The 19,897-nt window shown below is 59.0% G+C and carries 26 protein-coding genes; 9 read left to right on the forward strand and 17 right to left on the reverse strand.

Annotation, left to right across the window (positions count from 1 at the left end):
• Positions 1-31 precede the first annotated feature (31 nt).
• From mscL to K3J57_RS12055, 9 genes are all read right to left on the reverse strand, one after another.
• The gene (gene mscL, locus K3J57_RS12015; protein WP_173484823.1) at positions 32-466 is read right to left on the reverse strand and encodes a large conductance mechanosensitive channel protein MscL; all 435 of its coding nucleotides are present in this window, start codon (positions 464-466) and stop codon (positions 32-34) included.
• Positions 467-571: 105 nt separating this feature from the next.
• Positions 572-1,021: a YtoQ family protein gene (locus K3J57_RS12020; protein ID WP_259775897.1), complete on the reverse strand. Its 450-nt coding sequence runs from the start codon at positions 1,019-1,021 to the stop codon at positions 572-574.
• 115 nt (positions 1,022-1,136) lie between these two features.
• Complete coding sequence (gene pheT / locus K3J57_RS12025) at positions 1,137-3,533, reverse strand: phenylalanine--tRNA ligase subunit beta (RefSeq protein WP_259796062.1); 2,397 nt, start codon at positions 3,531-3,533, stop codon at positions 1,137-1,139.
• A gap of 50 nt (positions 3,534-3,583) precedes the next feature.
• Positions 3,584-4,006, reverse strand: a complete 423-nt coding sequence (locus K3J57_RS12030; RefSeq protein WP_259792044.1) for an ASCH domain-containing protein — start codon at positions 4,004-4,006, stop codon at positions 3,584-3,586.
• Positions 4,003-4,191 carry a hypothetical protein gene (locus K3J57_RS12035; RefSeq protein WP_259796065.1) on the reverse strand — a complete coding sequence of 63 codons (189 nt, stop codon included), beginning with the start codon at positions 4,189-4,191 and terminating at the stop codon, positions 4,003-4,005. The genes K3J57_RS12030 and K3J57_RS12035 overlap by 4 nt, the downstream gene beginning before the upstream one ends.
• Before the next feature lie 72 nt (positions 4,192-4,263).
• Positions 4,264-4,773 carry a hypothetical protein gene (locus tag K3J57_RS12040; protein WP_259796069.1) on the reverse strand — a complete coding sequence of 170 codons (510 nt, stop codon included), beginning with the start codon at positions 4,771-4,773 and terminating at the stop codon, positions 4,264-4,266.
• Positions 4,773-5,846, reverse strand: a complete 1,074-nt coding sequence (gene pheS, locus K3J57_RS12045) for a phenylalanine--tRNA ligase subunit alpha (RefSeq protein ID WP_259796070.1) — start codon at positions 5,844-5,846, stop codon at positions 4,773-4,775. Before pheS ends, K3J57_RS12040 begins: the two co-directional genes overlap by 1 nt.
• 117 nt (positions 5,847-5,963) lie before the next feature.
• On the reverse strand, positions 5,964-7,199 hold the full coding sequence (locus tag K3J57_RS12050; protein ID WP_259796074.1) for an RNA polymerase sigma factor: 1,236 nt from the start codon (positions 7,197-7,199) through the stop codon (positions 5,964-5,966).
• Positions 7,200-7,205: 6 nt separating this feature from the next.
• Complete coding sequence (locus K3J57_RS12055) at positions 7,206-7,556, reverse strand: YciI family protein (RefSeq protein ID WP_173484815.1); 351 nt, start codon at positions 7,554-7,556, stop codon at positions 7,206-7,208.
• 422 nt (positions 7,557-7,978) lie between these two features.
• On the opposite strand from K3J57_RS12055, the gene K3J57_RS12060 reads away from it, so the two are divergent.
• On the forward strand, positions 7,979-8,266 hold the full coding sequence (locus K3J57_RS12060) for a hypothetical protein (protein ID WP_259792053.1): 288 nt from the start codon (positions 7,979-7,981) through the stop codon (positions 8,264-8,266).
• 301 nt (positions 8,267-8,567) lie between these two features.
• Here K3J57_RS12060 and rplT read toward each other — a convergent pair whose 3' ends face one another.
• The 4 genes from rplT to pyk form a co-directional block, all read right to left on the reverse strand.
• Complete coding sequence (gene rplT, locus K3J57_RS12065; protein ID WP_055187387.1) at positions 8,568-8,930, reverse strand: 50S ribosomal protein L20; 363 nt, start codon at positions 8,928-8,930, stop codon at positions 8,568-8,570.
• A 14-nt stretch (positions 8,931-8,944) separates the two neighbouring features.
• Positions 8,945-9,145, reverse strand: a complete 201-nt coding sequence (gene rpmI / locus K3J57_RS12070; RefSeq protein ID WP_055187494.1) for a 50S ribosomal protein L35 — start codon at positions 9,143-9,145, stop codon at positions 8,945-8,947.
• A 155-nt stretch (positions 9,146-9,300) separates the two neighbouring features.
• On the reverse strand, positions 9,301-9,525 hold the full coding sequence (locus K3J57_RS12075) for a hypothetical protein (protein ID WP_055187386.1): 225 nt from the start codon (positions 9,523-9,525) through the stop codon (positions 9,301-9,303).
• Positions 9,526-9,553: 28 nt separating this feature from the next.
• Positions 9,554-11,002: a pyruvate kinase gene (gene pyk / locus K3J57_RS12080; RefSeq protein WP_259792056.1), complete on the reverse strand. Its 1,449-nt coding sequence runs from the start codon at positions 11,000-11,002 to the stop codon at positions 9,554-9,556.
• Positions 11,003-11,193: 191 nt separating this feature from the next.
• Between pyk and K3J57_RS12085 the strand changes: the two genes are divergently transcribed.
• The 5 genes from K3J57_RS12085 to K3J57_RS12105 all read left to right on the forward strand — a co-directional run bounded on the left by K3J57_RS12085 (position 11,194) and on the right by K3J57_RS12105 (position 14,000).
• Complete coding sequence (locus tag K3J57_RS12085; RefSeq protein WP_259775903.1) at positions 11,194-11,946, forward strand: N-formylglutamate amidohydrolase; 753 nt, start codon at positions 11,194-11,196, stop codon at positions 11,944-11,946.
• Positions 11,947-12,024: 78 nt separating this feature from the next.
• The gene (locus K3J57_RS12090) at positions 12,025-12,357 is read left to right on the forward strand and encodes a 5-carboxymethyl-2-hydroxymuconate Delta-isomerase (RefSeq protein WP_259775904.1); all 333 of its coding nucleotides are present in this window, start codon (positions 12,025-12,027) and stop codon (positions 12,355-12,357) included.
• A gap of 12 nt (positions 12,358-12,369) precedes the next feature.
• The gene (locus tag K3J57_RS12095) at positions 12,370-12,687 is read left to right on the forward strand and encodes a DUF1244 domain-containing protein (protein ID WP_173484811.1); all 318 of its coding nucleotides are present in this window, start codon (positions 12,370-12,372) and stop codon (positions 12,685-12,687) included.
• A complete protein-coding gene (locus K3J57_RS12100; RefSeq protein ID WP_259796079.1) occupies positions 12,684-13,151 on the forward strand; it encodes a hypothetical protein in 468 nt (155 codons plus the stop codon). Before K3J57_RS12095 ends, K3J57_RS12100 begins: the two co-directional genes overlap by 4 nt.
• A gap of 57 nt (positions 13,152-13,208) precedes the next feature.
• Entirely contained in the window at positions 13,209-14,000 is a 792-nt protein-coding gene (locus tag K3J57_RS12105) for a DODA-type extradiol aromatic ring-opening family dioxygenase (protein ID WP_259796084.1), read from the forward strand.
• Between the two features lie 129 nt (positions 14,001-14,129).
• Here K3J57_RS12105 and K3J57_RS12110 read toward each other — a convergent pair whose 3' ends face one another.
• Positions 14,130-14,984, reverse strand: a complete 855-nt coding sequence (locus K3J57_RS12110; protein WP_173484808.1) for a D-amino-acid transaminase — start codon at positions 14,982-14,984, stop codon at positions 14,130-14,132.
• 134 nt (positions 14,985-15,118) lie between these two features.
• Between K3J57_RS12110 and K3J57_RS12115 the strand changes: the two genes are divergently transcribed.
• On the forward strand, positions 15,119-15,565 hold the full coding sequence (locus K3J57_RS12115; protein WP_173484807.1) for a DMT family transporter: 447 nt from the start codon (positions 15,119-15,121) through the stop codon (positions 15,563-15,565).
• Between the two features lie 2 nt (positions 15,566-15,567).
• Here the strand turns inward: K3J57_RS12115 and dgcA are convergent, their stop codons facing one another.
• Together dgcA and dgcN are read right to left on the reverse strand one after the other, a co-directional pair.
• On the reverse strand, positions 15,568-16,533 hold the full coding sequence (dgcA, locus tag K3J57_RS12120) for an N-acetyl-D-Glu racemase DgcA (protein WP_259784864.1): 966 nt from the start codon (positions 16,531-16,533) through the stop codon (positions 15,568-15,570).
• Positions 16,534-16,613: 80 nt separating this feature from the next.
• Positions 16,614-17,615, reverse strand: coding sequence for an N-acetyltransferase DgcN (gene dgcN, locus K3J57_RS12125; protein WP_259775909.1), 1,002 nt, complete (start codon positions 17,613-17,615; stop codon positions 16,614-16,616).
• A 285-nt stretch (positions 17,616-17,900) separates the two neighbouring features.
• On the opposite strand from dgcN, the gene K3J57_RS12130 reads away from it, so the two are divergent.
• Both K3J57_RS12130 and K3J57_RS12135 read left to right on the forward strand, forming a co-directional pair.
• Entirely contained in the window at positions 17,901-18,860 is a 960-nt protein-coding gene (locus K3J57_RS12130) for an L-malyl-CoA/beta-methylmalyl-CoA lyase (protein WP_259784868.1), read from the forward strand.
• 178 nt (positions 18,861-19,038) lie between these two features.
• The gene (locus K3J57_RS12135; protein WP_259784870.1) at positions 19,039-19,458 is read left to right on the forward strand and encodes a hypothetical protein; all 420 of its coding nucleotides are present in this window, start codon (positions 19,039-19,041) and stop codon (positions 19,456-19,458) included.
• A gap of 33 nt (positions 19,459-19,491) precedes the next feature.
• Here the strand turns inward: K3J57_RS12135 and K3J57_RS12140 are convergent, their stop codons facing one another.
• Positions 19,492-19,848 (reverse strand): AraC family transcriptional regulator, encoded by a 357-nt coding sequence (locus K3J57_RS12140; protein ID WP_259796086.1) that lies wholly within the window; start codon positions 19,846-19,848, stop codon positions 19,492-19,494.
• Positions 19,849-19,897 lie beyond the last annotated feature (49 nt).

A 19,897-nucleotide genomic window follows, 5' to 3' on the forward strand; every position in this document is an offset into this window, starting at 1 on the left:
ACGCCACCCCAAGGGGCAGCAGGTGTTGGTCTCAGGCCTTTTTCAGCGCGTCACGGATCTCGGTCAAGAGCTCCAGTTCGGTGGGACCTGCAGGGGCCTCTTCGGCCACCTCTTGCTCTTTTTCAGCGGCGGCCTCTTTCACCTTGTTGACATAGCGCACCAGCATGAAGACCACGAATGCGATGATCAGGAAATTGATCACGGCCATCACAAAGGCCCCGTAGGCGAAAACCGCAGCCCCGGCTTCGCGCGCGGCCTCAAGCGATGCCCCTTGCGGGACCGAGCCTGCAAGCACCACATAAAGGTTGGTGAAATCCACCCCGCCGGTAAACAATCCGACAAATGGGTTGATCAGATCCCCCACCATGGATTTGACAATTGCCGTGAAGGCGGCCCCGACGATGATCCCGACGGCCATATCCATCACATTGCCCTTGGCAATGAAATCTTTGAACTCTTGCAGCATAACAGCCCCTTTCCCTTGTTCGCGCACCGGTTGACCGGTTGTGTGCATACCCTAATGCAATCACCTGCTGCGTGAAAACAGGGGAAATGGCGTCAAGCACTCCCCTCAGGAGGGCAGGACGCCTGTTTGCACATAGCGCAGGATTTCCGCCACCTGACCGGGGTTGCGGGCCACGGCAAGGGCGGCAGCATCCACCTCTTTCAACGCGTGATCATGGTCTGGTTGCTGCAAAATGATCAACGATTTTCCCTTGGCAGCCGCATAACCGGCATCAAAAGCTGCGTTCCACTGACGGTATTTTTCGCCGAAGCGCACCACCACCACGTCGGCCTCTTCAATGCCCTTGCGGGTGCGGATCGCGTTGATCATCGCCCCTTTGTGGTCGTGCCAGTATTTATTGGGCTCTTCGCCCAGGATCGCCACGCCGCAATCATCCGACGCGTCATGATCGGTCACCGGAGAAGAGAAGCTTACATCCAGCCCGTCACATGCCGCGATGATCTGATCACGCCAATCGGTGTGGATTTCGCCGGAAAGATAAACGGAAAGTGTCATAGGAAGCCCTTTCATCCCCAGACGTTAGACACGCGCCCGCACGGGTGGGCGTGGAACACGCCCGCCACGGGGCGGGCGGGCGTGTACCGGGCCGCAAGGCGCCCCGGCGAAGGAATTAACCCCGCAGGCTGCCGCCAGTGGCCTTCTCGACCTTCTGGACAATCTTCTGGCTAACCGCCTCGATATCCTTATCGGTCAGGGTCGCGTCACGCGGTTGCAGGCGCACGGTGATGGCGAGGGATTTTTTGCCCTCTCCCAGCGAACCGCCGATAAACTCGTCAAAGACGTTCACATCCGTGATCAGCGCCTTATCAGCCCCGGCTGCGGCGTTCACCAGGTTGATCGCTTCCACATCCGCATCCACCACAAAGGCGAAATCGCGCTCAACCGGTTGCAGGTCGGATGCGCCAAGAGCAGCCCGTCCGGTGCCTTTCGACTTCGGGAACGGCACTTTCGCCAGATGCACGGCAAAAGCTACAACCGGGCCTTTTACGCCCGATTGCTCAATGGTTTTCGGGTGCAGCTCACCAAAGGCGCCAAGGATGTTCTTCGGCCCCAGACCCAGCTTGGCCGAGCGCCCCGGATGCCACCATGCGTTCATATCGCGCACGAAGGTCAGTTTGGCGGGCGCACCGATGGCGTTCAGAACGGCCTCGACATCCGCCTTGGCATCATAGGTATCAACCGGGCGACGGGCGCCAAAACGGTCACGCGGGCCGGTGTGACCGACAAGGATACCGGTGACCATCTGCTCGTATTCGTCCGGCTCGCCACCATGGAAAACGGGGCCAACTTCAAACAGGGCCAAATCCATGAACCCGCGCGCTTGGTTGCGGGCCGCAGCCTGCAACAGACCGGGCAGCAGTGAGGGGCGCATGTGGCTCATCTCGGACGAGATGGGGTTGGCCAGCGCAACATTATCTCCACCAGTTCCGAAACGCTCGGCGCTGGCCTGATCAATGAAGCTGTAGGTCACGCATTCGTTGTAACCCAGCGCCGCCACGGTGCGCCGCGCGACGCCTTCGCGTTTCTGCATCGGGGTCAGGATCGCTTTCGGCACCCCCACATGGGCACGCGCGAGCGGCTTGCCAACCAGCTTGGTCAGCGAGGCCACACGGGCGACTTCCTCAACCAAATCCGCCTCGCCCAATACATCAGGCCGCCATGACGGCACATGAGCCATATCGCCTTCCAGCTTGAAGCCCAGCGCGGTCAGGGTCGCACGCTGCTCATCTGCCGGAATGTCCATCCCCACCAGCGACTGCACACGGTCTGTGTCGAGCTTATAGGCGCGGGCCACATCCGGCACCTCACCGGCAACAACCACATTCGAGGCTTCCCCCCCGCAGAGATCAAGGATCATCTGGGTCGCCGCTTCAATCGCCGGGGCGTTATAGGCCGGGTCAATGCCGCGTTCATTGCGGTAACGCGCGTCCGAATTGATCTTCAGCGCACGGCCGGTTTTCGCAATCTGGATCGTGTCCCAAACGGCGGCTTCAAGGAAGACATTGGTGGTCTCGAACGTCGCACCCGTGGGCAGGCCGCCCATGATGCCACCGATGCTTTCCACACCCTCGGCGTCCGAAATCACAACGGCGCCGGCGGGGAAAGTGTATTCCTTCTCGTCCAGCCCCATGAGCGTCTCGCCACCCTTCGCGCGGTGCACACGCAGGTCGCCCTTGACCTTATCCGCGTCAAACACGTGCAGCGGGCGGTTCATGTCATAGGTGAAGAAGTTGGTGATATCGACCAGGGCCGAGATCGGGCGCAGCCCCACCGCTTTCAGACGCGCCTGCAACCATGCAGGCGACGGGCCGTTCTTCACGCCTTTGATCAGACGGCCCATGAAAACCGGCGCGTCATCACGGGTATCATCGTCAATGGTGACATTGATCGGACTGTCAAAGCTGCCTTCGACCTTGTGATCCTTGAGCGGCTTCAGCGTGCCCAGACCACGGGCGGCCAGATCCCGCGCAATGCCGCGCACGCCCAGCGCATCGGGGCGGTTCGGCGTGATCGCAATCTCGATCACCGGATCGACCTTGGTCGGGTCATTGGCGGCCAGCCAGTCGACGAATTTCTCGCCCACTTCCCCCGAGGGCAACTCGATAATGCCGTCATGTTCTTCCGACAGTTCCAGCTCGCGCTCGGAGGCCATCATGCCATGGCTTTCCACGCCGCGGATTTTGCCCACAGACAGCGTCACGTCGATGCCGGGCACATAATCGCCGGGCTTGGCCAGCACCACGGTGATGCCTTCGCGCGCATTGGGCGCGCCGCAAACGATCTGCTTTTCGCCTTCGTTGGTCTCAACCTTGCAGACCCGCAGACGATCCGCATCCGGGTGTTTCTCGGCCGACGTGACCTTGGCAATGGTGAACGCCCCCAGACGGTCCACAGGGTTGAAAATCTCTTCGACCTCCAGCCCCAGATCGGTGCAGGCCTCAGCGATTTCATCAACCGAGGCTTCGGTGTCGAGGTGGTCTTTCAACCAGGAGAGTGTGAATTTCATGTTCGTATCCTCAGTCGTCTGCCCTGACGGCGTTCCTTCGTGGCCCCGGCTTAGCGGTCGGCCAAATCCTCAATCAGTTCGAAATGCTCAAACACAAGCATCATGTTCGGGTCAAACCCACCGTTGCGGGCGAAATAGGCTTCGTGCCCTTTGCGCCACCCGGCCAGGTCGTCATCTTCGCCTTCCGCCAGCGCCATCTCTTCGGTCACGTCGCAGAAGCGGATTTCCTGCACTTTCACGGTTTTGATCACCAGAGCGGGGGTGCCATCCCAGTTGGCGGCAATATCGGTGCGGCCCACGACGGGCATCGCTTCGGGTTCGTCCTTGAAATCGGCCAGCGCGCCGCAGGTGGCGCGTTTCTTGCCCGCGCGGACAAGGTCGATCAGGCGTTTGGACAGTTCGGCGCTGTCGCCAAACTTGAACGTGCCCGCACCGGGATAGGTGACCTGCAGGTCTTCCATCTCATCGGTCATGTCTTATCCTCATCCTCTGCTGGGTCTGCCGATTTGGATGTGTCATCATCCGCTTGGTTTTCCATCGAGTGATCAATGGATCGCGCAAGCCCACGCATGCCCCAGAGGACAAGCAAGGCCATCGCCAAAACCACAATGACATTCATCCAGATCGGCATCAGCGCAGGTGCTCCGTATTGCGACACGCGCTGGCGGTTGCCGTGGTGTCGAGGTAGTCTTTCAGCCAGGAGTTGGTGAATTTCATATTTTGGTATCCTTCACGACCTAACTTGGTGGGGCACATTGACGAAGCGTTGAGCTTCGGCAATGAAAAACTTTCTGCTCTCATCGAGTTCTGACAGAACGATAGCCACCGAATCTCTCATTTCTTGGTTGGGCTGCGCCATGTATTCAAATAGTGCTTTTGTGTACTTGCTATTGAGCTTGACCATTTTATCAGAAGCCTCAACCAAAGGAATTGGCGCGGCATAGAGCAAAAGCATTGAGTGCAATTGACTACCCTGTGCTAACTTTCGAGCAACAGCTACCTGCGGGCTCTCTCCATGAGAGATTTCGGCTGGCGAACTGATAGAGCTGGAAACGAACTCCACCAACTCTGCACAAATCCGTCTGATATCATTCGCGTGCGCAATCTTCTGATCTTGTAGTTTCTGCCTATTATAGACTTTCATCGCAATGAAGAGAGCCGTGCCCGATGCTACTATTGATGCAGCAAGCGTAAGCACCCCCTGCATAACACGAACATCTAGGCTGAGGAGGCATTCCATCACCTACTCAGCCCCCCACGCATGGTCGGCACGTCCAGCGAGGCAAAGCCATAGTGGCGCAGCCAGCGCAGGTCTGAATCGAAGAAGGCGCGCAGGTCGGGGATGCCGTATTTCAGCATGGCCAGACGGTCGATGCCGAGGCCAAAGGCAAAGCCCTGCCATTCGTCGGGGTTCACACCCGCCGCCGACAACACTTTCGGATGCACCATGCCGCTGCCCAGAATTTCCATCCAGTCGTCGCCTTCGCCCAGCTTCAGCGTGCCGCCTTCCCAAGAACAGCGGATGTCTACCTCGGCCGAGGGTTCGGTGAAGGGGAAATGCGAGGCGCGGAAGCGCAGTTCGATACCGTCGATTTCAAAAAACGCACGGCAGAATTCCTCCAGCACCCATTTCAGGTTTGCCATCGAGATGTCTTTGTCGATCGCCAGCCCTTCAACCTGATGGAACATCGGCGTGTGGGTCTGGTCGTAATCCGAGCGGTAGACACGGCCGGGTGCAATCACGCGGATCGGCGCGCCGGTCTTTTCCATTGCACGGATCTGCACCGGCGAGGTGTGCGTGCGCAGCACATGCGGCGGGCGATTGTCACCCTCATCGCGGTGCATGTAGAACGTGTCAAACTCCTGCCGCGCGGGGTGGTGCGGCGGGATATTGAGCGCGTCGAAATTGTACCAGTCGCTTTCAATCTGCGGCCCTTCGGCAACCGAGAAGCCCATGTCGCCGAAAATGGCCGAAATCTCCTCGGTCACCTGGCTGATCGGGTGGATCGTGCCCTGACGTGCAGGGCGGCCCGGCAGGGTCACATCCAGCCATTCGGTGCGCAGACGTTCGTCAAGGGCTGCATCGGCCAGCGCGGATTTCTTGGCGGAAATGGCCGAGTTGATCTCGTCCTTCAGCGCATTCAGCTTCGGGCCCATCACCTGGCGTTCCTCGGGCGTCATCTTGCCCAGCTCACGCATTTTCAGGGCCACTTCGCCCTTCTTGCCCACGGCCTGCACGCGGATATCTTCCAGTGCGGCCTCATCCGCGGCCCCTGCCACGGCATCGATATATTTCTGCCTCAGATCGTCCATCTTCGTCCCTTGGTTTGCTGCCGATGGATTGCCATCGGATCACCCCCGGGGGATGCCCCGGTTTGCACCCTGCCGTGCTACCTATTGAGGCACGAAAACGCAAGTATGCGTGGGCGATCACAGGGGCAAAGCCGCCATTCGCCCGGACAGGAAGGTCTTTTCCGCCACGGATGTGGTCAGGTCGATGGCTTGCCGGTAGTGATCTGCGGCTTCTTTCGCCCGGCCAAGCCGCGCCAGAAGGTCAGCCCGACAGGCATGGAAAGGTTGATATCGGCCAAGACCCGCATGGGTGGGCAGGCCATCCAACTGCGCCAATGCCACGTCAGGCCCCTGAAGATAGGACAGCGCCACGGCCCTGTTGATATGGACCACCGGGTTCGGGTGCCGGGCAAGCAACAGATCATAAAGCGCCACGATCTGCGCCCAGTCGGTGCGGTCAAAATCCGGTGCCTCTGCATGCAGCGCGCTAATTGCGGCCTGTAACGCATAGGGGCCGGGCGGCCCCACGCCCAGCGCCTGCTTTACCAGCGTTATGCCTTCACGAATACGCGGCTTGTCCCAGCGGGCACGGTTCTGCAGCTCAAGCGGGACATAGGCCCCGTCTTCATCCATTCGGGTCAAACGGCGACTATCCCCCAGCAACATCAGGGCGAGCAGCGCCTTCACCTCAGGATCGGCTGGCAGGAGGCACGCCAGAATGCGCCCCAACCGGATCGCCTCACCCACAAGATCTGCGCGGGTCAGTTCCGCCCCGCTGGACCGGAAACCCTCGTTGAAAATGAGGTATATGACCCGCAGCACCGCATTGAGCCGCTCTGGCAAATCCTCCGCATCCGGCAATCTGAACGGAATGCCCGCCTGCTGGATCTTCTGTTTGGCACGGGTCAGGCGGGCGGCCATTGTTTCGGGTTTGTCCAGATAGGCGGCAGCAATTTCCGCGGTGGTCAGCCCACCGATGGCCCGCAGGGTCAATGCGGTGCGGGTCTTTTCCTCAAGTGCCGGGTGACAGCAGGTGAAGATCAGCTCCAGACGATGATCGGGGATCACGCCCATGTTGACCCCTTCCTCGGACCGGGTCTGATCCAGCCATAATGCAAGTTCACCTTCTTTGCGGCTGGCGGTCTGCGCGCGGCGCAACCGATCCAACGCCTTGCGTCGGGCCACGGTCAACAGCCAGGCATCCGGGTGACGCGGCAGGGATTTGGGCCAATGGGAGAGCGCCTCGACCACCGCATCCTGCAGACTGTCTTCCGCCAGCGCATAATCCCCCAGCCGGGCAGTTAGCACAGCAAGGAGGCGCCCCCAGTTTTCGCGGATCAGACGATCTATGCTGAGGGCAACCGGGGGCGTCATAAGGGATCAGTCGAAGATCATCACGGGACGCACTTCAACCCGACCGTAGGCAGCGTCGGGGATCTTGGCGGCATAGTGCAGGGCTTCATCCAGATCCTCACAGTCGAGGATATAGAAGCCGCCCAACTGCTCTTTGGTTTCGGCAAAGGGGCCATCCACGATTTCGGTTTTGCCGCCCCGGACAGACACGGTGGAAGCGGTCGCCACGGGTTGCAGCGCGTCCCCCGAGAGCATTTTGCCCGCATCCTGAACCTCTTTGGTGAAATCCATATAGCCCTGCATATAGGGCCCAAACTCCTCAGTTCCGGGCTGCGGGCCATTATCTTCGGCGTTGTAAATCAGAAGCATGTATTGCATTTGGTTTCCTTTCTGAAATGGGGAAAGGTCAGTGCCTTTCTGGATACCAGACGTTTATGAAACGACCAAATCGACATGTGGAGGACGTTTTTTTGGGTTTTCGGCACGCGCGTGAAAATTCACCCTTCGGCGATCCAATTCAAACCCGTGATGCACACAGCGATTCGGTCTTTTTGCGGGCCACGACACTCTGCTCGACCAATGCAACCGCTTGGCATTTGTCACGCCATTCAACCTTTTTGGTGTCAATTTTCACGACGTGACACATTACTTCATAAGGTGCAATTTTTCATTGTGTGATATTTTTTATCACTACATGATACTCAAACAGCAACATTGACGCCGCCAAAAATGCCTCAGAACCACCAATAATGGCGTCATACACACCGTCTGCTGGAACGCTTTAAACAAGGAGTAAGAACATGATCCGCACCCTCACAATCTCTGCATTTGCCATCGCGCTCTCAGCCGCAGCACCGTCTTTCGCGGGGGACAACAACCCCGGAAACGCCAAGGCAATGGCCGGCGCATTGGCCTCAGGTGTCAACCAGGACCAAGCCACCAAAGACTTCCTTTCCAGCGCCGGCTTCCAGGCGAAAAATCCAAATGCCGCTGTCCCGAGCATGGTGTCGGGTGGTGGCAATGGCGGTTGGGGAAACATCGGTTCGACTTTGACCAGCCCGGATGGCACATCTGTCTCTGGACGTTAAAATTTGATCCATATCCAACCTGAAACGTCAATTTACTTCAGGGTGGGCAAACAATCTGCTCGTGCCCACCCTGAGCTTTTTCACAGTGCGAGAGCAGCCTTCTGATCATCAGAAACACACACAAATCTGGCCTCTGAGAAACGGCCCCGCTATGCGGGCTTATATTCCTGGAAAGTCGCGTTGAGTGCGCCCAAGGACCACTTTCCCCGTGCATCCCAAGCACCAAAGCTTCCACTCGCCCAAAACAGAAAAAGCCGCAAGGTTTCCCCTGCGGCTTTGATCTTGGTGCAATGCGTCCGGCTTAGGCCAGAGCAGCCTTTGCTTTCTCGACGATCGCGCCGAAAGCTTCCGGCTCGTGCACGGCCAGGTCAGCCAGCACTTTGCGGTCGACTTCAACACCAGCCAGGTTCAGGCCGTTGATGAAGCGCGAATAGGTCAGAGCCTCGTCATGCGAACGCACAGCCGCGTTGATACGCTGGATCCACAGGGCGCGGAAATTGCGCTTGCGGTTCTTGCGGTCGCGGGTTGCGTATTGGTTCGCCTTGTCGACGGCCTGACGCGCTACCTTGAAGGTATTCTTGCGGCGGCCGTAATAGCCTTTTGCGGCCTTGACGACTTTTTTGTGACGGGCGTGAGTTGTGGTTCCACCTTTAACGCGGGACATATTCTATACTCCTCTTAGCGGTCGTAGGGCATGTAGCCCTTGACGATCTTTGCGTCGGGGGCGGACAGGGTGGTGGTGCCACGGGCATCGCGGATGAATTTCTTGGTCCGCTTGATCATGCCGTGACGCTTACCGGCTTGGCCAGCGAGGACCTTGCCAGTTGCAGTCACCTTAAAGCGCTTCTTGGCGCTCGATTTGGTCTTCATCTTGGGCATTTCCGTCTCCTTCATGGGTTCGGTTCGGACGCGACTCGGCATGCCACTTGAGCCGGGCGCGCATGAAGTGTGGCGTATAGAAGGGATTCGCCAGTCTGACAAGGGGTATCAGCCCCCATCCAGCACAAAAAACCTGCGCTGGCGCCGCGTGCGCCTCAGTTGAGGATCCGCCCCAATACGGTGACAAACAGATCCGGGATATCCGCAATCGCATATCCGCCGGGCTTTCCCCGAACCGCCATGAAAATCAGCCCCCCTCCGATCAGCACCGTAATGGCGGCCACCCGGGGGGCATGACCATCCAGCATCGCGTTGAGGATGGCCGGGATCGACAGGACAAGAACGCAGATCCCGATCACCAGAAAAAGATCATGTGTCATCTGAATACCCTATATAAATAAGGTATTATTACTCCGCATCCGTGGCGAAAATCAACCTTTCGTCACAGGGGGCCACCCGCAGGATGTTGGTTGTGCCGGGCACGTTGAAGGGCACACCCGCCGTCACGACGATCTGGTCATGCTCTTGCGCCAGCCCCGAGGCGCGCGCGGCCCGGGCCGCCGAAACCACTGCGGCCTTGAAGCGTTTGACCTCCCCCGGGGTGACAAAACAATTGGTGCCCCAGGACAGGCAGAGACGGCGCGCCGTCCCCCGCAGCGGGGTCAGCGCGATGATCGGCACCCGTGGCCGTTCCCGCGAGGTGAGCAGCGCCGTGGTGCCAGACTGGGTAAAACAGCAGATCGCCTTGATGTCGGTGGTTTCGGCAATCTCACGCGCGGCTGCAACGATGGCGTCATTCACGCCCCGTCGCGCGGCCACGCGCTGTGCATCCACCTGCTCGCGGTAGGTGGGATCATTTTCGACCTCGATGGCCACGGCATTCATCGTTGCCACAGCTTCAACCGGATAAGCCCCTGCCGCACTTTCGGCTGACAGCATGACCGCATCGGTCCCGTCATAAATCGCATTGGCCACGTCGGACACTTCCGCGCGGGTAGGCATCGGGCTTTCGATCATGCTTTCCAGCATCTGGGTCGCGACGATCACCGGTTTACCAGCACGGTGGCAGGCATGGATCAGACGTTTCTGGATCGGCGGCACGGCCTGAACCGGCAGCTCGACCCCCAGGTCACCACGCGCAACCATGATCCCATCCGAGGCTTTCAGGATCTCGTCAAACGCATCCACTGCAGCGGGTTTTTCAATCTTTGACAGAACCGCGGCACGGCCCTGCGCCAGCGTGCGGGCCTCTTCCACATCCTCGGCCCGCTGCACAAAGCTGAGCGCAAGCCAATCGACCCCCAGCTGGCAGGCAAATTCCAGATCAGCACGGTCTTTTTCGGAAAGCGCTGCAAGGGGCAGCACCACATCGGGCACGTTCACACCTTTGCGGTCCGAAATCGTGCCGCCCACTTCGACGATGCAATTGGCGTGATCAGCACTGCAATCCTTGACCCGCAGGCGCAGTTTACCATCATTGACCAGCAGGGTAGCCCCGGGCTCAAGAGCTGCAAAAATTTCGGGATGGGGCAGGCAGACACGGTGGCTTTCCCCCGGCGTAGCATCAAGATCAAAGCGGAAGACCTGCCCCTCTTCGATCTCGGTTGCACCGGCGGCAAAAACACCGCAACGCAATTTGGGGCCTTGCAGATCCGCCAGAATAGCGATCGGGCGTTCCAGGTCCTTTTCCACCTTGCGCACCAGCGCGTGGCGTTCGCGTTGCTCGTCATGAGTGCCATGGGACATGTTCATGCGAAACACATCAGCGCCCGCTTCGAACAAGGCCCGAATAGTGTCATAATCGCTGGAAGCAGGGCCAAGCGTGGCGACAATTTTTACATTTCTCTGGCGTCTCATCGGCATTTCCTTTTGGGCGACATCATCCCTCACCCGCTCTATAGCCAATATTGCGGGGCGGTGAAACGATATGTTAGCGCTCTCATCAATTTGTTTCGCGTCACTTTATGCGTGAGGGAACTGGTGCTTTTCCTTGCACTGACGTAAATGGCGGTAAGAGATGACCGTTACAAAACCATGACAGTGCTCCGATGAAAGACGCGATTTTGCATGATGCTTTTGAAATCATTGGCGAGACCCTGACCGGCCGCTGGGTGATTTCCTGCGACCACGCCTCAAACCGGGTGCCGCCCTGCGTCAATGGCGGAGACCTCGGGCTGCCCGAGGCCGATATGAACCGCCATATTGCCTATGATGTGGGCGCTGCCGGGGTTACCCGCCACCTGTCACGGCTGCTTAACAGCCCTGCCATCCTGTCGCGGTTTTCGCGGCTTGTGGTGGATCCGAACCGGGGCGAAGACGACCCGACTGTTCTGATGAAGCTTTATGACGGGTCTATCATCCCCGCCAACCGCCACGCCGATGCCGCCGAGCGCGAGCGCCGCCTTGCGGCGTTTCATCGCCCCTATCACGAGGCATTGGCCGGGGTTCTGGCCGCGCACCCGAACCCGGTTCTTCTGGCAATGCACAGTTACACACCTCAGCTCAAGGGGCGCGAACCCCGCCCCTGGCATATTGCGGTGCTGCACGACAAGGACAGCCGGGTGGCAACGCCGCTATTGGCCCGCCTTGAGGCCGAGGGCGAATGGTGTGTCGGTGAAAACGAACCTTATGGCGGCCATCTGGATGGTGACAGCATTGATCGGCAAGCGTTGAAGCTGGGTCTTCCCAATGTGCTGATTGAGATCCGCAATGACCTGATTGAAACCGAGGCCCAACAGGCCTGGTGGGCAGAGCGGCTTGCACCGATCCTGACGGAGGTACTGGTGGAGAGCGGGCTGTAAGGGGCTTTGCCCACCAGGCCCCCCTCTTGGAGGGAGGCCTCACCCCAAGGTATTTCAGGCAAGAAAAAGGAGAGCACGGTGCCACATGTAAGGATAGAATATGCCGGTGTGACATCGGGAATGCAGCCGGCATGTGAGGCCGTTTTCGAGGCGCTGGCAGCCCATGACGCGATCCCTCATCCCGAAAGCCTGAAAGTGCGCGCCATTCCCTGCGATGCCTATCGTATCGGCACCGACCCTGCCAGTTTCTGCCATGCGGCTCTGGCTTTGCTGCCGGGGCGCAGCGAAACGGTGAAAAGTGAGTTGGCGCAGCTGATCCTTACGGTGCTGCGGCGCCAACTGCCAAATGTCGGCAGCCTGTCCGTTGACGTGGCAGATCTCAGCCCGTCTTATGCGAAAGACGTTTTATAAATGGAGCCCAGGATGGACGACCAGACCCGTATCGAGCTTGAAGCCGCCGCGTTTCGCGCGCTGCGTGCGCATCTGATGGAAAAGCGCACCGATGTGCAGAACATCGACATGATGAACCTGGCCGGGTTTTGCCGCAACTGCCTGTCACGCTGGTATCAGGAAGCGGCGAATGAGCGCGGCATCGAGATGGACAAAACCCAAGCGCGCGAGATCTTCTATGGCATGAGCATGGACGAATGGAAGTCCAAGTATCAGACCGATGCCAGCCCGGAGAAACAGGCGGAGTTCAAGGTGGCTTTCGCTGAAAATGTGGGTGAAGAGAAGGCGTGACCCGCACGCTTTTGATCCTGACGGCCGTATCCGCCGCGCTGACCGTGGCCGGGTTTTATTACCACCCTGCCCTTGGTCTCTTCATGTTCGGTGGCATGGTGCTGATCGGCCTGTCGATCTGGAATGGCGGACAGAAAATGCTGGCGCTTTACCGCGCGCGCGAAGGCGAGGGGTTTGACACTTTCCTGACCGCGCTACCGGATGCGGACCCGGCCATCGCACGCGCAGTCTATGACACAATCCAGCATACCTGCTCCTCGGCCAATAATCCGCTGCCCCTGCGTCCCTCGGATCACGTAATCGACGATCTGATGCTGGATTTGGAAGAGCTGTTTTCCGAGGTTCTGCCCCGGATCATCACCCAAACAAGGCGAGGATCACCAGAAGGGCTTACGGATCTGACGGTTGGCGGGATTGCAAAGCACCTGCAGGATCCTGCGCAATTGCGCACACCCGCTGTTTAAACTTCGATATTTCGCACATAAATTTGCCCCTTATATCTGCTTCAAAAGGAGCAAGACATGAGACAACCCACCTATTTCATCTCCCACGGTGGCGGCCCCTGGCCCTGGATACCCCGCATGCGCCAGATGTTTGCGACGTTGGAGCGATCCCTTGCCGCAATGCCGTCGAAATTGCCCGAACGCCCCAAAGCAGTTCTGATGATTTCAGGCCATTGGGAGAGCAACGGGTTTGACGTGATGTCATCCGCTGCGCCACCCATGGTCTATGACTATTCCGGCTTCCCGCCGGAGACATATGAAATCACCTACCCTGCCCCCGGCGATCCTGATCTTGCGCAAAGGACACAGGATCTGATCCGCGCTGCGGGACTGCCCAGCGCGTTGAATGCAGCCCAGGGGTTTGACCACGGGGTGTTTGCGCCGATGGCAGTGATGTATCCGAAAGCCGATATGCCCACCTACCAGGTGTCCCTGAACAGGACGTACGATCCTGCCCAGCACATGGCACTTGGCCGGGCCCTGGCCCCGCTGCGCGATGAAGGGGTGCTGATTGTCGGATCCGGCCTGTCTTATCACAATCTGCGCCAGATGGGTCCCGAGGCGCGCATTCCTTCAACGGAGTTTGACGCCTGGCTGAACACGGCCATGATGTTGTCACCGGACAAACGTCGAGCCGCAATCCTGAACTGGGAAACGGCCCCGTCAGCCCGGATTGCGCACAAGGAAGAAGACCACCTTGTGCCGCTCTTTGCTGCCCTTGGCGCGGCCGAAGAAGACCCAGCCAGTGTGTGCTACCACGAAGAGGGCATTTTCGGTGGGGTCACCGCCACCAGCTTCCGCTTTGGGTAATACGTGAGAGGGCGACACAAGAGGGCGTTTGTCACCAAGCGTTTCGACTTTCCCCATTTCGGATAAATCACAGATAAAAAACCCCGCACCTTACGGCGCGGGGCGTCATTTCCGGGCAGTGACGCTCAATCACTCGGCCTTTTTCAGGCTTTCTTCCAGGTAAATTTCACGCAGGCGCGCCATGACCGGGCCGGGCTGACCATCCCCCAATGCCACCCCGTCAATTTCGACCACCGGCATCACAAAGGCCGAGGCCGAGGTAAAGAAGGCTTCATCTGCCTCCTGTGCCTCAGCAATTGTAAAGCTACGTTCCTCCACTTCCATCTGCGCCTCGCGGGCAAAGCGCAGCACGGCGGCACGGGTGATGCCATGCAGGATGTCGTTGGACAGGGCACGGGTGATAATTTTGCCCCCTTTGACGATATAGACATTGTTCGAGGTGCCTTCGGTCACATAACCGTCTTCCACCAGCCAGGCATCATCACAGCCTGCCGCCTTGGCCATCATCTTGCCCATCGACGGGTAAAGCAGCTGCACCGTTTTGATGTCGCGACGGCCCCAGCGAATGTCTTCAATCGAGATCACCTTGACCGGCTTTACCGTCTCAGCCAGGCCGGGCTTGTTTTGGGTAAACAGCACCACCGTCGGCTTGACCTTGTCCGCATCCGGGAAGACGAAGTCCCGGTCACTGTCCGCCCCGCGCGAGATCTGCAGATAGATCAGACCTTCGTCAATGCCATTGGCCCGCACCAACTCACGGTGCACCTCAAGCAGGTCCTCTTTCGAAATCGGGCTCTCGATCCCCAGCTCCTTCAGCGAACGTTCCAGACGCACCGCGTGACCTTCAAAATCAATCAGCTTGCCGCCCAGAACCGACGTCACCTCATAAACCGCATCCGCGAACAGAAATCCGCGATCAAAGATCGAAACCTTGGCGTCTGTTTCGGGCAGATAGTCGCCATTCACATAAACGGTACGGGTCATTTGGGTCTCCTCGTTGGAACGCCGCGTCACGGGATGCATGAAAGATTGACGGGGCAGTGGGTTGCTGTCTTGGCTGTTGACATTGAAGTCGTCAGGACTGGCCTAACGGATGATTTTGCAAAGGGGAAGCCTCAATGCCCGCCACACAATCTGCTTTGATCATGCTCGTGGCCGGGATCGGGATCCCGGTATTGGCGGCACTGAATGCGGCACTGGGCCAGCGAATGGGGTCGCCCGTAGCGGCAGGGGTGATCCTTTTCCTGGTGGCGCTGATCACGGCCAGCGCGGTGTTTCTGTTTTCCGGAAGCTCCCTCAAAGGCGCGATCGGCGCCCCTCCTCATCTGTTCCTCGCCGGATGCCTGGTGGCGTTTTACGTGCTGACCATTACCTGGGTGGCCCCCACATTCGGAGTGGGCAACGCGGTCTTTTTCGTCCTGATCGGACAATTGATCTCAGCTGCGATCATCGACCACTGGGGCCTGTTCGGTGCGACGCAGCATCCGCTGACCCTTGCCCGTGCAGGCGGCATCGCGGTGATGGGGGCTGGAGTTTTTCTGACCCAGATCGCCGGGCGCGGTTAAGCTCATCCCCAAAGGGCGGCCTCTGGCGGGTGCACCCCCTTGTCGTCAAACAACAAAGGGGCCTCGCGATCTTCCGCCAGCAAAAGTGGCCCGTCCAGATCGGTCACAACCGACCCCTGCGCAACCAGCACCGCCGGTGCCATCGCCAGGGACGAGCCGACCATACAGCCAGTCATCACCTTGTAGCCATCGGCAAGGGCCGCCTCACGCAGACGCAAGGCCTCGGTCAGGCCACCAGTCTTATCCAGCTTGATATTCACCACATCATATTTGCCTTTAAGCCCCGGCAGGCTGGAGCGGTCGTGGCAACTTTCATCAGCACAGACCGGCACAGGGCGCTCCATCCCGATCAGCGCATCATCCTCTCCGGCCGGTAAGGGCTGCTCCACCAGCTGCACCCCAAGCCGCACCAGATGCGGGGCAAGATCGGCGTAAACCTCGGCGGTCCAACCCTCATTTGCGTCCACGATGATACGCGACTTTGGCGCCCCTGCCCGCACCGCTTCCAGTCGCGGCATATCATCGGGCGTGCCCAGCTTGATCTTGAGCAAGGGACGGTGAGCGTTTTTTGCTGCCTGCGCCTGCATCTCGGCAGGCTCCGCCAATGACAGCGTATAGGCCGTGATCTCCGGCCCCGGGCGAGCTAACCCCGCCAGTTCCCAAACCCGTTTCCCCGCGCGCTTGGCCTCCAGATCCCACAGCGCACAGTCAACGGCATTGCGCGCAGCCCCTGCTGGCAGAAGATCATAAAGTGCCTCACGCGTGATGTCGCCAGACAGCCCCATGATCTCATCCGTCACACTCTCCAACGTTTCGTCATAACGCGCATAAGGCACACATTCGCCCCAGCCCTGATGGTCCCCATCCTTCACCCGCACCGTCAGCACTTTCGCTTCGGTCCGTGATCCACGCGAGATAGTGAACACCTGCGCCAGTTTGAACACGTCAGGAGTAACTGAGATTTCCATGCACCCGCCTTTTTCTTGCCTGAAATACCTTGGGGGTCTGGGGGCAAAGCCCCCAGCCTTCTGATCACATCAACGGCCTATCAGATCGCCGCCAGCGCATCCACCAGCTTGCCCGCACCATAGCGGAACGGATCGGTCGCCGGCAGGCCCATATCGGCCTCAACCTTCGCCAGATAGGCCTTGGCATCCTCATCCGACATGTGCTGCGTGTTGACCGAGATACCAATCACCTGACAGTCCGGGTTTGCCACCTTAGCCAGATTCAGTGCGGTGTCGCGCAGCGCTTCCAGCGAGGGCTGGGTGTATTCCGGCAGGCCGCGCATATGCGCGCGGGTCGGTTCATGGGCAAGCACCAGAGCGTCCGGCTGACCGCCATGGATCAACGCCATGGTCACACCCGAATAGGACACGTGGAACAGCGAGCCCTGACCCTCGATATGATCCCAGTGGTCATCGTCATTATCCGGGGTCAGATACTCAATCGAGCCGGCCATGAAGTCGGCGACCACTGCATCCAAAGGCACACCATCACCGGTGATCAGGATACCGGTCTGGCCCGTGGCACGGAAGGTCGACTTCATGCCGCGTTTGCGCATCTCCGCATCCATGCAAAGGGCCGTGTACATCTTGCCCACGGAACAATCGGTGCCCACGGCCAGGCAGCGTTTGCCGGTCCGCTTTTTGCCATTGGCAATCGGGTAATCCACCTCGGGGATCCGCACGTCATGCAGTTCCTGCCCGGTGGCTTCGGCCACGGCGACCAGATCGGGCTCGTCGGTCAGAAGGTTGTGCAGGCCCGAGGCCAGATCAAACCCTTCCTCAAGCGCCATCACCAGCACTTTCTTCCACTCTTTCGAGATCACACCACCGCGGTTGGCCACGCCAACCACCAGCGTCTTCGCACCTGCCGCCTTGGCTTCTTGCAAGGTCATGTCGGTCAGGCCGAGATCCGCACCGCAGCCCTCCATGCGGAACTGCCCCACGGCATTTTCCGGACGCCAGTCACGGATACCAATGGCGACCTTGGCGGCCAATTGATCAGGCGCATCGCCCAGGAACAACAGGTACGGAGTTTTGATCATGGCCTTGGCCCTTTCCTCTTTTTCGGTGTTAAATATTCCCCAACGGGCATTTTCACGATTCAATGCCGCATTTTTTTGCGAAGGCACGACCGTTGACGACATTTGCACAAGTTTCTTCGTCATTTTGACAATTTGGCGCAAATTCCTTTCGTCAAATTATCACCGGCAGGAATATTGCCGCCGCGCGGCATAATGCTGCGAATGCAAAATCAACTTGCCTTAGCTCGCGCAATTTCATAACGATTGCGCCAAGAAAATCGCAACTTCATTGCTCAGAGGTGACACATGTCCTTCCGTATCCAACCCACCGCCCCGGCCCGCCCGAACCGCTGCCAATTGTTTGGCCCGGGATCAAACACCAAGCTGTTCCCCAAAATGGCGGCTTCCGCTGCTGACGTGATCAACCTGGACCTCGAGGATTCGGTTGCTCCGTCGGACAAGGACGTGGCCCGCGCCAATATCATTGAGGCCCTGAACACGATCGACTGGGGCAACAAATACATGTCGGTACGGATCAACAGCCTCGACACGCCCTATTGGTATCGCGACGTTGTGGACCTGCTGGAGCAAGCCGGTGATCGCATCGACCAGATCATGATCCCCAAAGTGGGTTGTGCTGAAGACGTCTATGCGGTGGACGCGCTGGTCACGGCAATCGAACGCGCAAAGGGCCGCACCAAGCCGGTCAGCTTTGAAGTGATCATCGAATCAGCTGCCGGTATCGCCCATGTCGAAGCCATCGCAGCATCCAGCCCCCGCCTGCAGGCCATGTCGCTGGGGGCAGCTGATTTCGCCGCCTCGATGGGCATGCAGACCACCGGCATCGGCGGCACGCAGGAAAACTATTACATGCTGCGCGAAGGCGAGAAGCACTGGTCCGACCCGTGGCACTGGGCACAGGCTGCCATCGTTGCCGCCTGTCGCACCCACGGCATCCTGCCGGTTGACGGCCCGTTCGGCGATTTTTCGGACGACGAGGGCTACATCGCACAGGCGAAGCGCTCGGCAACGCTGGGCATGGTGGGCAAATGGGCGATCCATCCGAAACAGATCGCTCTTGCAAACGAGGTCTTCACCCCGTCCGAAGACGCCGTCACCGAAGCGCGCGAGATCCTGGCCGCGATGGAACAGGCAAAGGCCAATGGCGAAGGCGCCACTGTCTACAAGGGCCGCCTTGTCGACATCGCATCAATCAAACAGGCCGAAGTGATCGTCGCCCAGGCAGAGTTGATCGCCAATAGCTGATCAGACCTCTCTTCCCCAACTGGCCCTGCCCAAGCGGCAGGGCTTTTTTGTTGGGATCCCGTTTTCCGACCCTCTATGACATACATCAATTATTTAAATTCATATGTGTTTATAAGTTCTCTCGGGCGCTGACTACGCCTTGCCACAAAGGGACGCCTCTTTAATGTAAGAGGTTCGTATGAAACCACTTTTCCTTGCCGCTGCCATGACCTGCGCCATGGCTATCCCCGGTCATGCCCAGCAATCGCAACCCGCCAAAACTGGCCTTTCAGTGCCCGTAATCATGCTGACCGGCATCCTGAATAAAAATCAGGATGTGGTTGGGCTGGATGCAGCGCAGAAAGACATCCTGCAAAACTGGATGGCGTCCATGCCCGCGCAGCGCAAAGCGCTGGAGGAAGAAACCGTGGCCCTTCGCGCAGAGATGAAAGCTGCCATCATCAAGGGGGCGCCGGTCGAAGAACGCCAGGCCCTGGCCGGAAAAATCGGCGCCAATGAAACCACACTGGTGATGATGCGGTCAAATTGCACCGATCACTGGCGCGAGGTGCTGACCCCTGAACAGTTTGCCAAGCTGATTGAAATCGCCACGAAATGAACGGATGGGGCGGAGCCTCTCCGCCCCCCAATATCACGCGAGAGGCAGGCCGAGTTCCGTCAACAAATTCTCGGGAGCCGTTTCCCGCGGATCATTCAGGTAGATCTCAAAACACGGGCTGTCAGCCGGGGTCTCACCCGATCGTGGCAACCATTCCCCGTAAAGCGCGTCATAGCCGGACTTGATCGTGGCATAGGGGCCTTTGAAGGTCAGAACAGCCGCCTGCCCTGCCGGAAGCTCAACACTTTCGAACCCTTCCGGGATCTCGCCAGCCGTCCACTCAGCCCCTGCGAAACTACGCAGATCCGCCTCGGGCACAGCGGCGGGGTCATCAAAATACACGCCGTAGACCTGGCCACATTTCGGCCAGAGCCCCCGCGCGGCGATCATGGCGCCAGAGTATCCAGTGACAGATCGCCGTTTGGATTGTCGTGAATGT

Origin of the sequence: Aliiroseovarius crassostreae (assembly GCF_025137635.1) — a bacterium.
Lineage (GTDB): Bacteria > Pseudomonadota > Alphaproteobacteria > Rhodobacterales > Rhodobacteraceae > Aliiroseovarius > Aliiroseovarius crassostreae.

What these genes read in the sequence shown, in the direction of transcription:
- K3J57_RS12030 (WP_259792044.1), bottom strand. Translation starts at nt 4,006, where the DNA reads ATGACCGATGAGATGGAAGACCTGCAGGTCACCTATCCCGGTGCGGGC.
- K3J57_RS12095 (WP_173484811.1), top strand. Translation starts at nt 12,370, where the DNA reads ATGGACGACCAGACCCGTATCGAGCTTGAAGCCGCCGCGTTTCGCGCG.
- K3J57_RS12110 (WP_173484808.1), bottom strand. Translation starts at nt 14,984, where the DNA reads ATGACCCGTACCGTTTATGTGAATGGCGACTATCTGCCCGAAACAGAC.
- K3J57_RS12050 (WP_259796074.1), bottom strand. Translation starts at nt 7,199, where the DNA reads ATGACGCCCCCGGTTGCCCTCAGCATAGATCGTCTGATCCGCGAAAAC.
- K3J57_RS12135 (WP_259784870.1), top strand. Translation starts at nt 19,039, where the DNA reads ATGAAACCACTTTTCCTTGCCGCTGCCATGACCTGCGCCATGGCTATC.
- K3J57_RS12055 (WP_173484815.1), bottom strand. Translation starts at nt 7,556, where the DNA reads ATGCAATACATGCTTCTGATTTACAACGCCGAAGATAATGGCCCGCAG.
- pyk (WP_259792056.1), bottom strand. Translation starts at nt 11,002, where the DNA reads ATGAGACGCCAGAGAAATGTAAAAATTGTCGCCACGCTTGGCCCTGCT.
- K3J57_RS12075 (WP_055187386.1), bottom strand. Translation starts at nt 9,525, where the DNA reads ATGACACATGATCTTTTTCTGGTGATCGGGATCTGCGTTCTTGTCCTG.
- K3J57_RS12140 (WP_259796086.1), bottom strand. Translation starts at nt 19,848, where the DNA reads ATGATCGCCGCGCGGGGGCTCTGGCCGAAATGTGGCCAGGTCTACGGC.
- K3J57_RS12115 (WP_173484807.1), top strand. Translation starts at nt 15,119, where the DNA reads ATGCCCGCCACACAATCTGCTTTGATCATGCTCGTGGCCGGGATCGGG.
- K3J57_RS12040 (WP_259796069.1), bottom strand. Translation starts at nt 4,773, where the DNA reads ATGGAATGCCTCCTCAGCCTAGATGTTCGTGTTATGCAGGGGGTGCTT.
- pheS (WP_259796070.1), bottom strand. Translation starts at nt 5,846, where the DNA reads ATGGACGATCTGAGGCAGAAATATATCGATGCCGTGGCAGGGGCCGCG.
- dgcN (WP_259775909.1), bottom strand. Translation starts at nt 17,615, where the DNA reads ATGATCAAAACTCCGTACCTGTTGTTCCTGGGCGATGCGCCTGATCAA.
- rplT (WP_055187387.1), bottom strand. Translation starts at nt 8,930, where the DNA reads ATGTCCCGCGTTAAAGGTGGAACCACAACTCACGCCCGTCACAAAAAA.
- mscL (WP_173484823.1), bottom strand. Translation starts at nt 466, where the DNA reads ATGCTGCAAGAGTTCAAAGATTTCATTGCCAAGGGCAATGTGATGGAT.
- K3J57_RS12130 (WP_259784868.1), top strand. Translation starts at nt 17,901, where the DNA reads ATGTCCTTCCGTATCCAACCCACCGCCCCGGCCCGCCCGAACCGCTGC.
- pheT (WP_259796062.1), bottom strand. Translation starts at nt 3,533, where the DNA reads ATGAAATTCACACTCTCCTGGTTGAAAGACCACCTCGACACCGAAGCC.
- K3J57_RS12085 (WP_259775903.1), top strand. Translation starts at nt 11,194, where the DNA reads ATGAAAGACGCGATTTTGCATGATGCTTTTGAAATCATTGGCGAGACC.
- K3J57_RS12105 (WP_259796084.1), top strand. Translation starts at nt 13,209, where the DNA reads ATGAGACAACCCACCTATTTCATCTCCCACGGTGGCGGCCCCTGGCCC.
- K3J57_RS12060 (WP_259792053.1), top strand. Translation starts at nt 7,979, where the DNA reads ATGATCCGCACCCTCACAATCTCTGCATTTGCCATCGCGCTCTCAGCC.
- K3J57_RS12020 (WP_259775897.1), bottom strand. Translation starts at nt 1,021, where the DNA reads ATGACACTTTCCGTTTATCTTTCCGGCGAAATCCACACCGATTGGCGT.
- dgcA (WP_259784864.1), bottom strand. Translation starts at nt 16,533, where the DNA reads ATGGAAATCTCAGTTACTCCTGACGTGTTCAAACTGGCGCAGGTGTTC.
- rpmI (WP_055187494.1), bottom strand. Translation starts at nt 9,145, where the DNA reads ATGCCCAAGATGAAGACCAAATCGAGCGCCAAGAAGCGCTTTAAGGTG.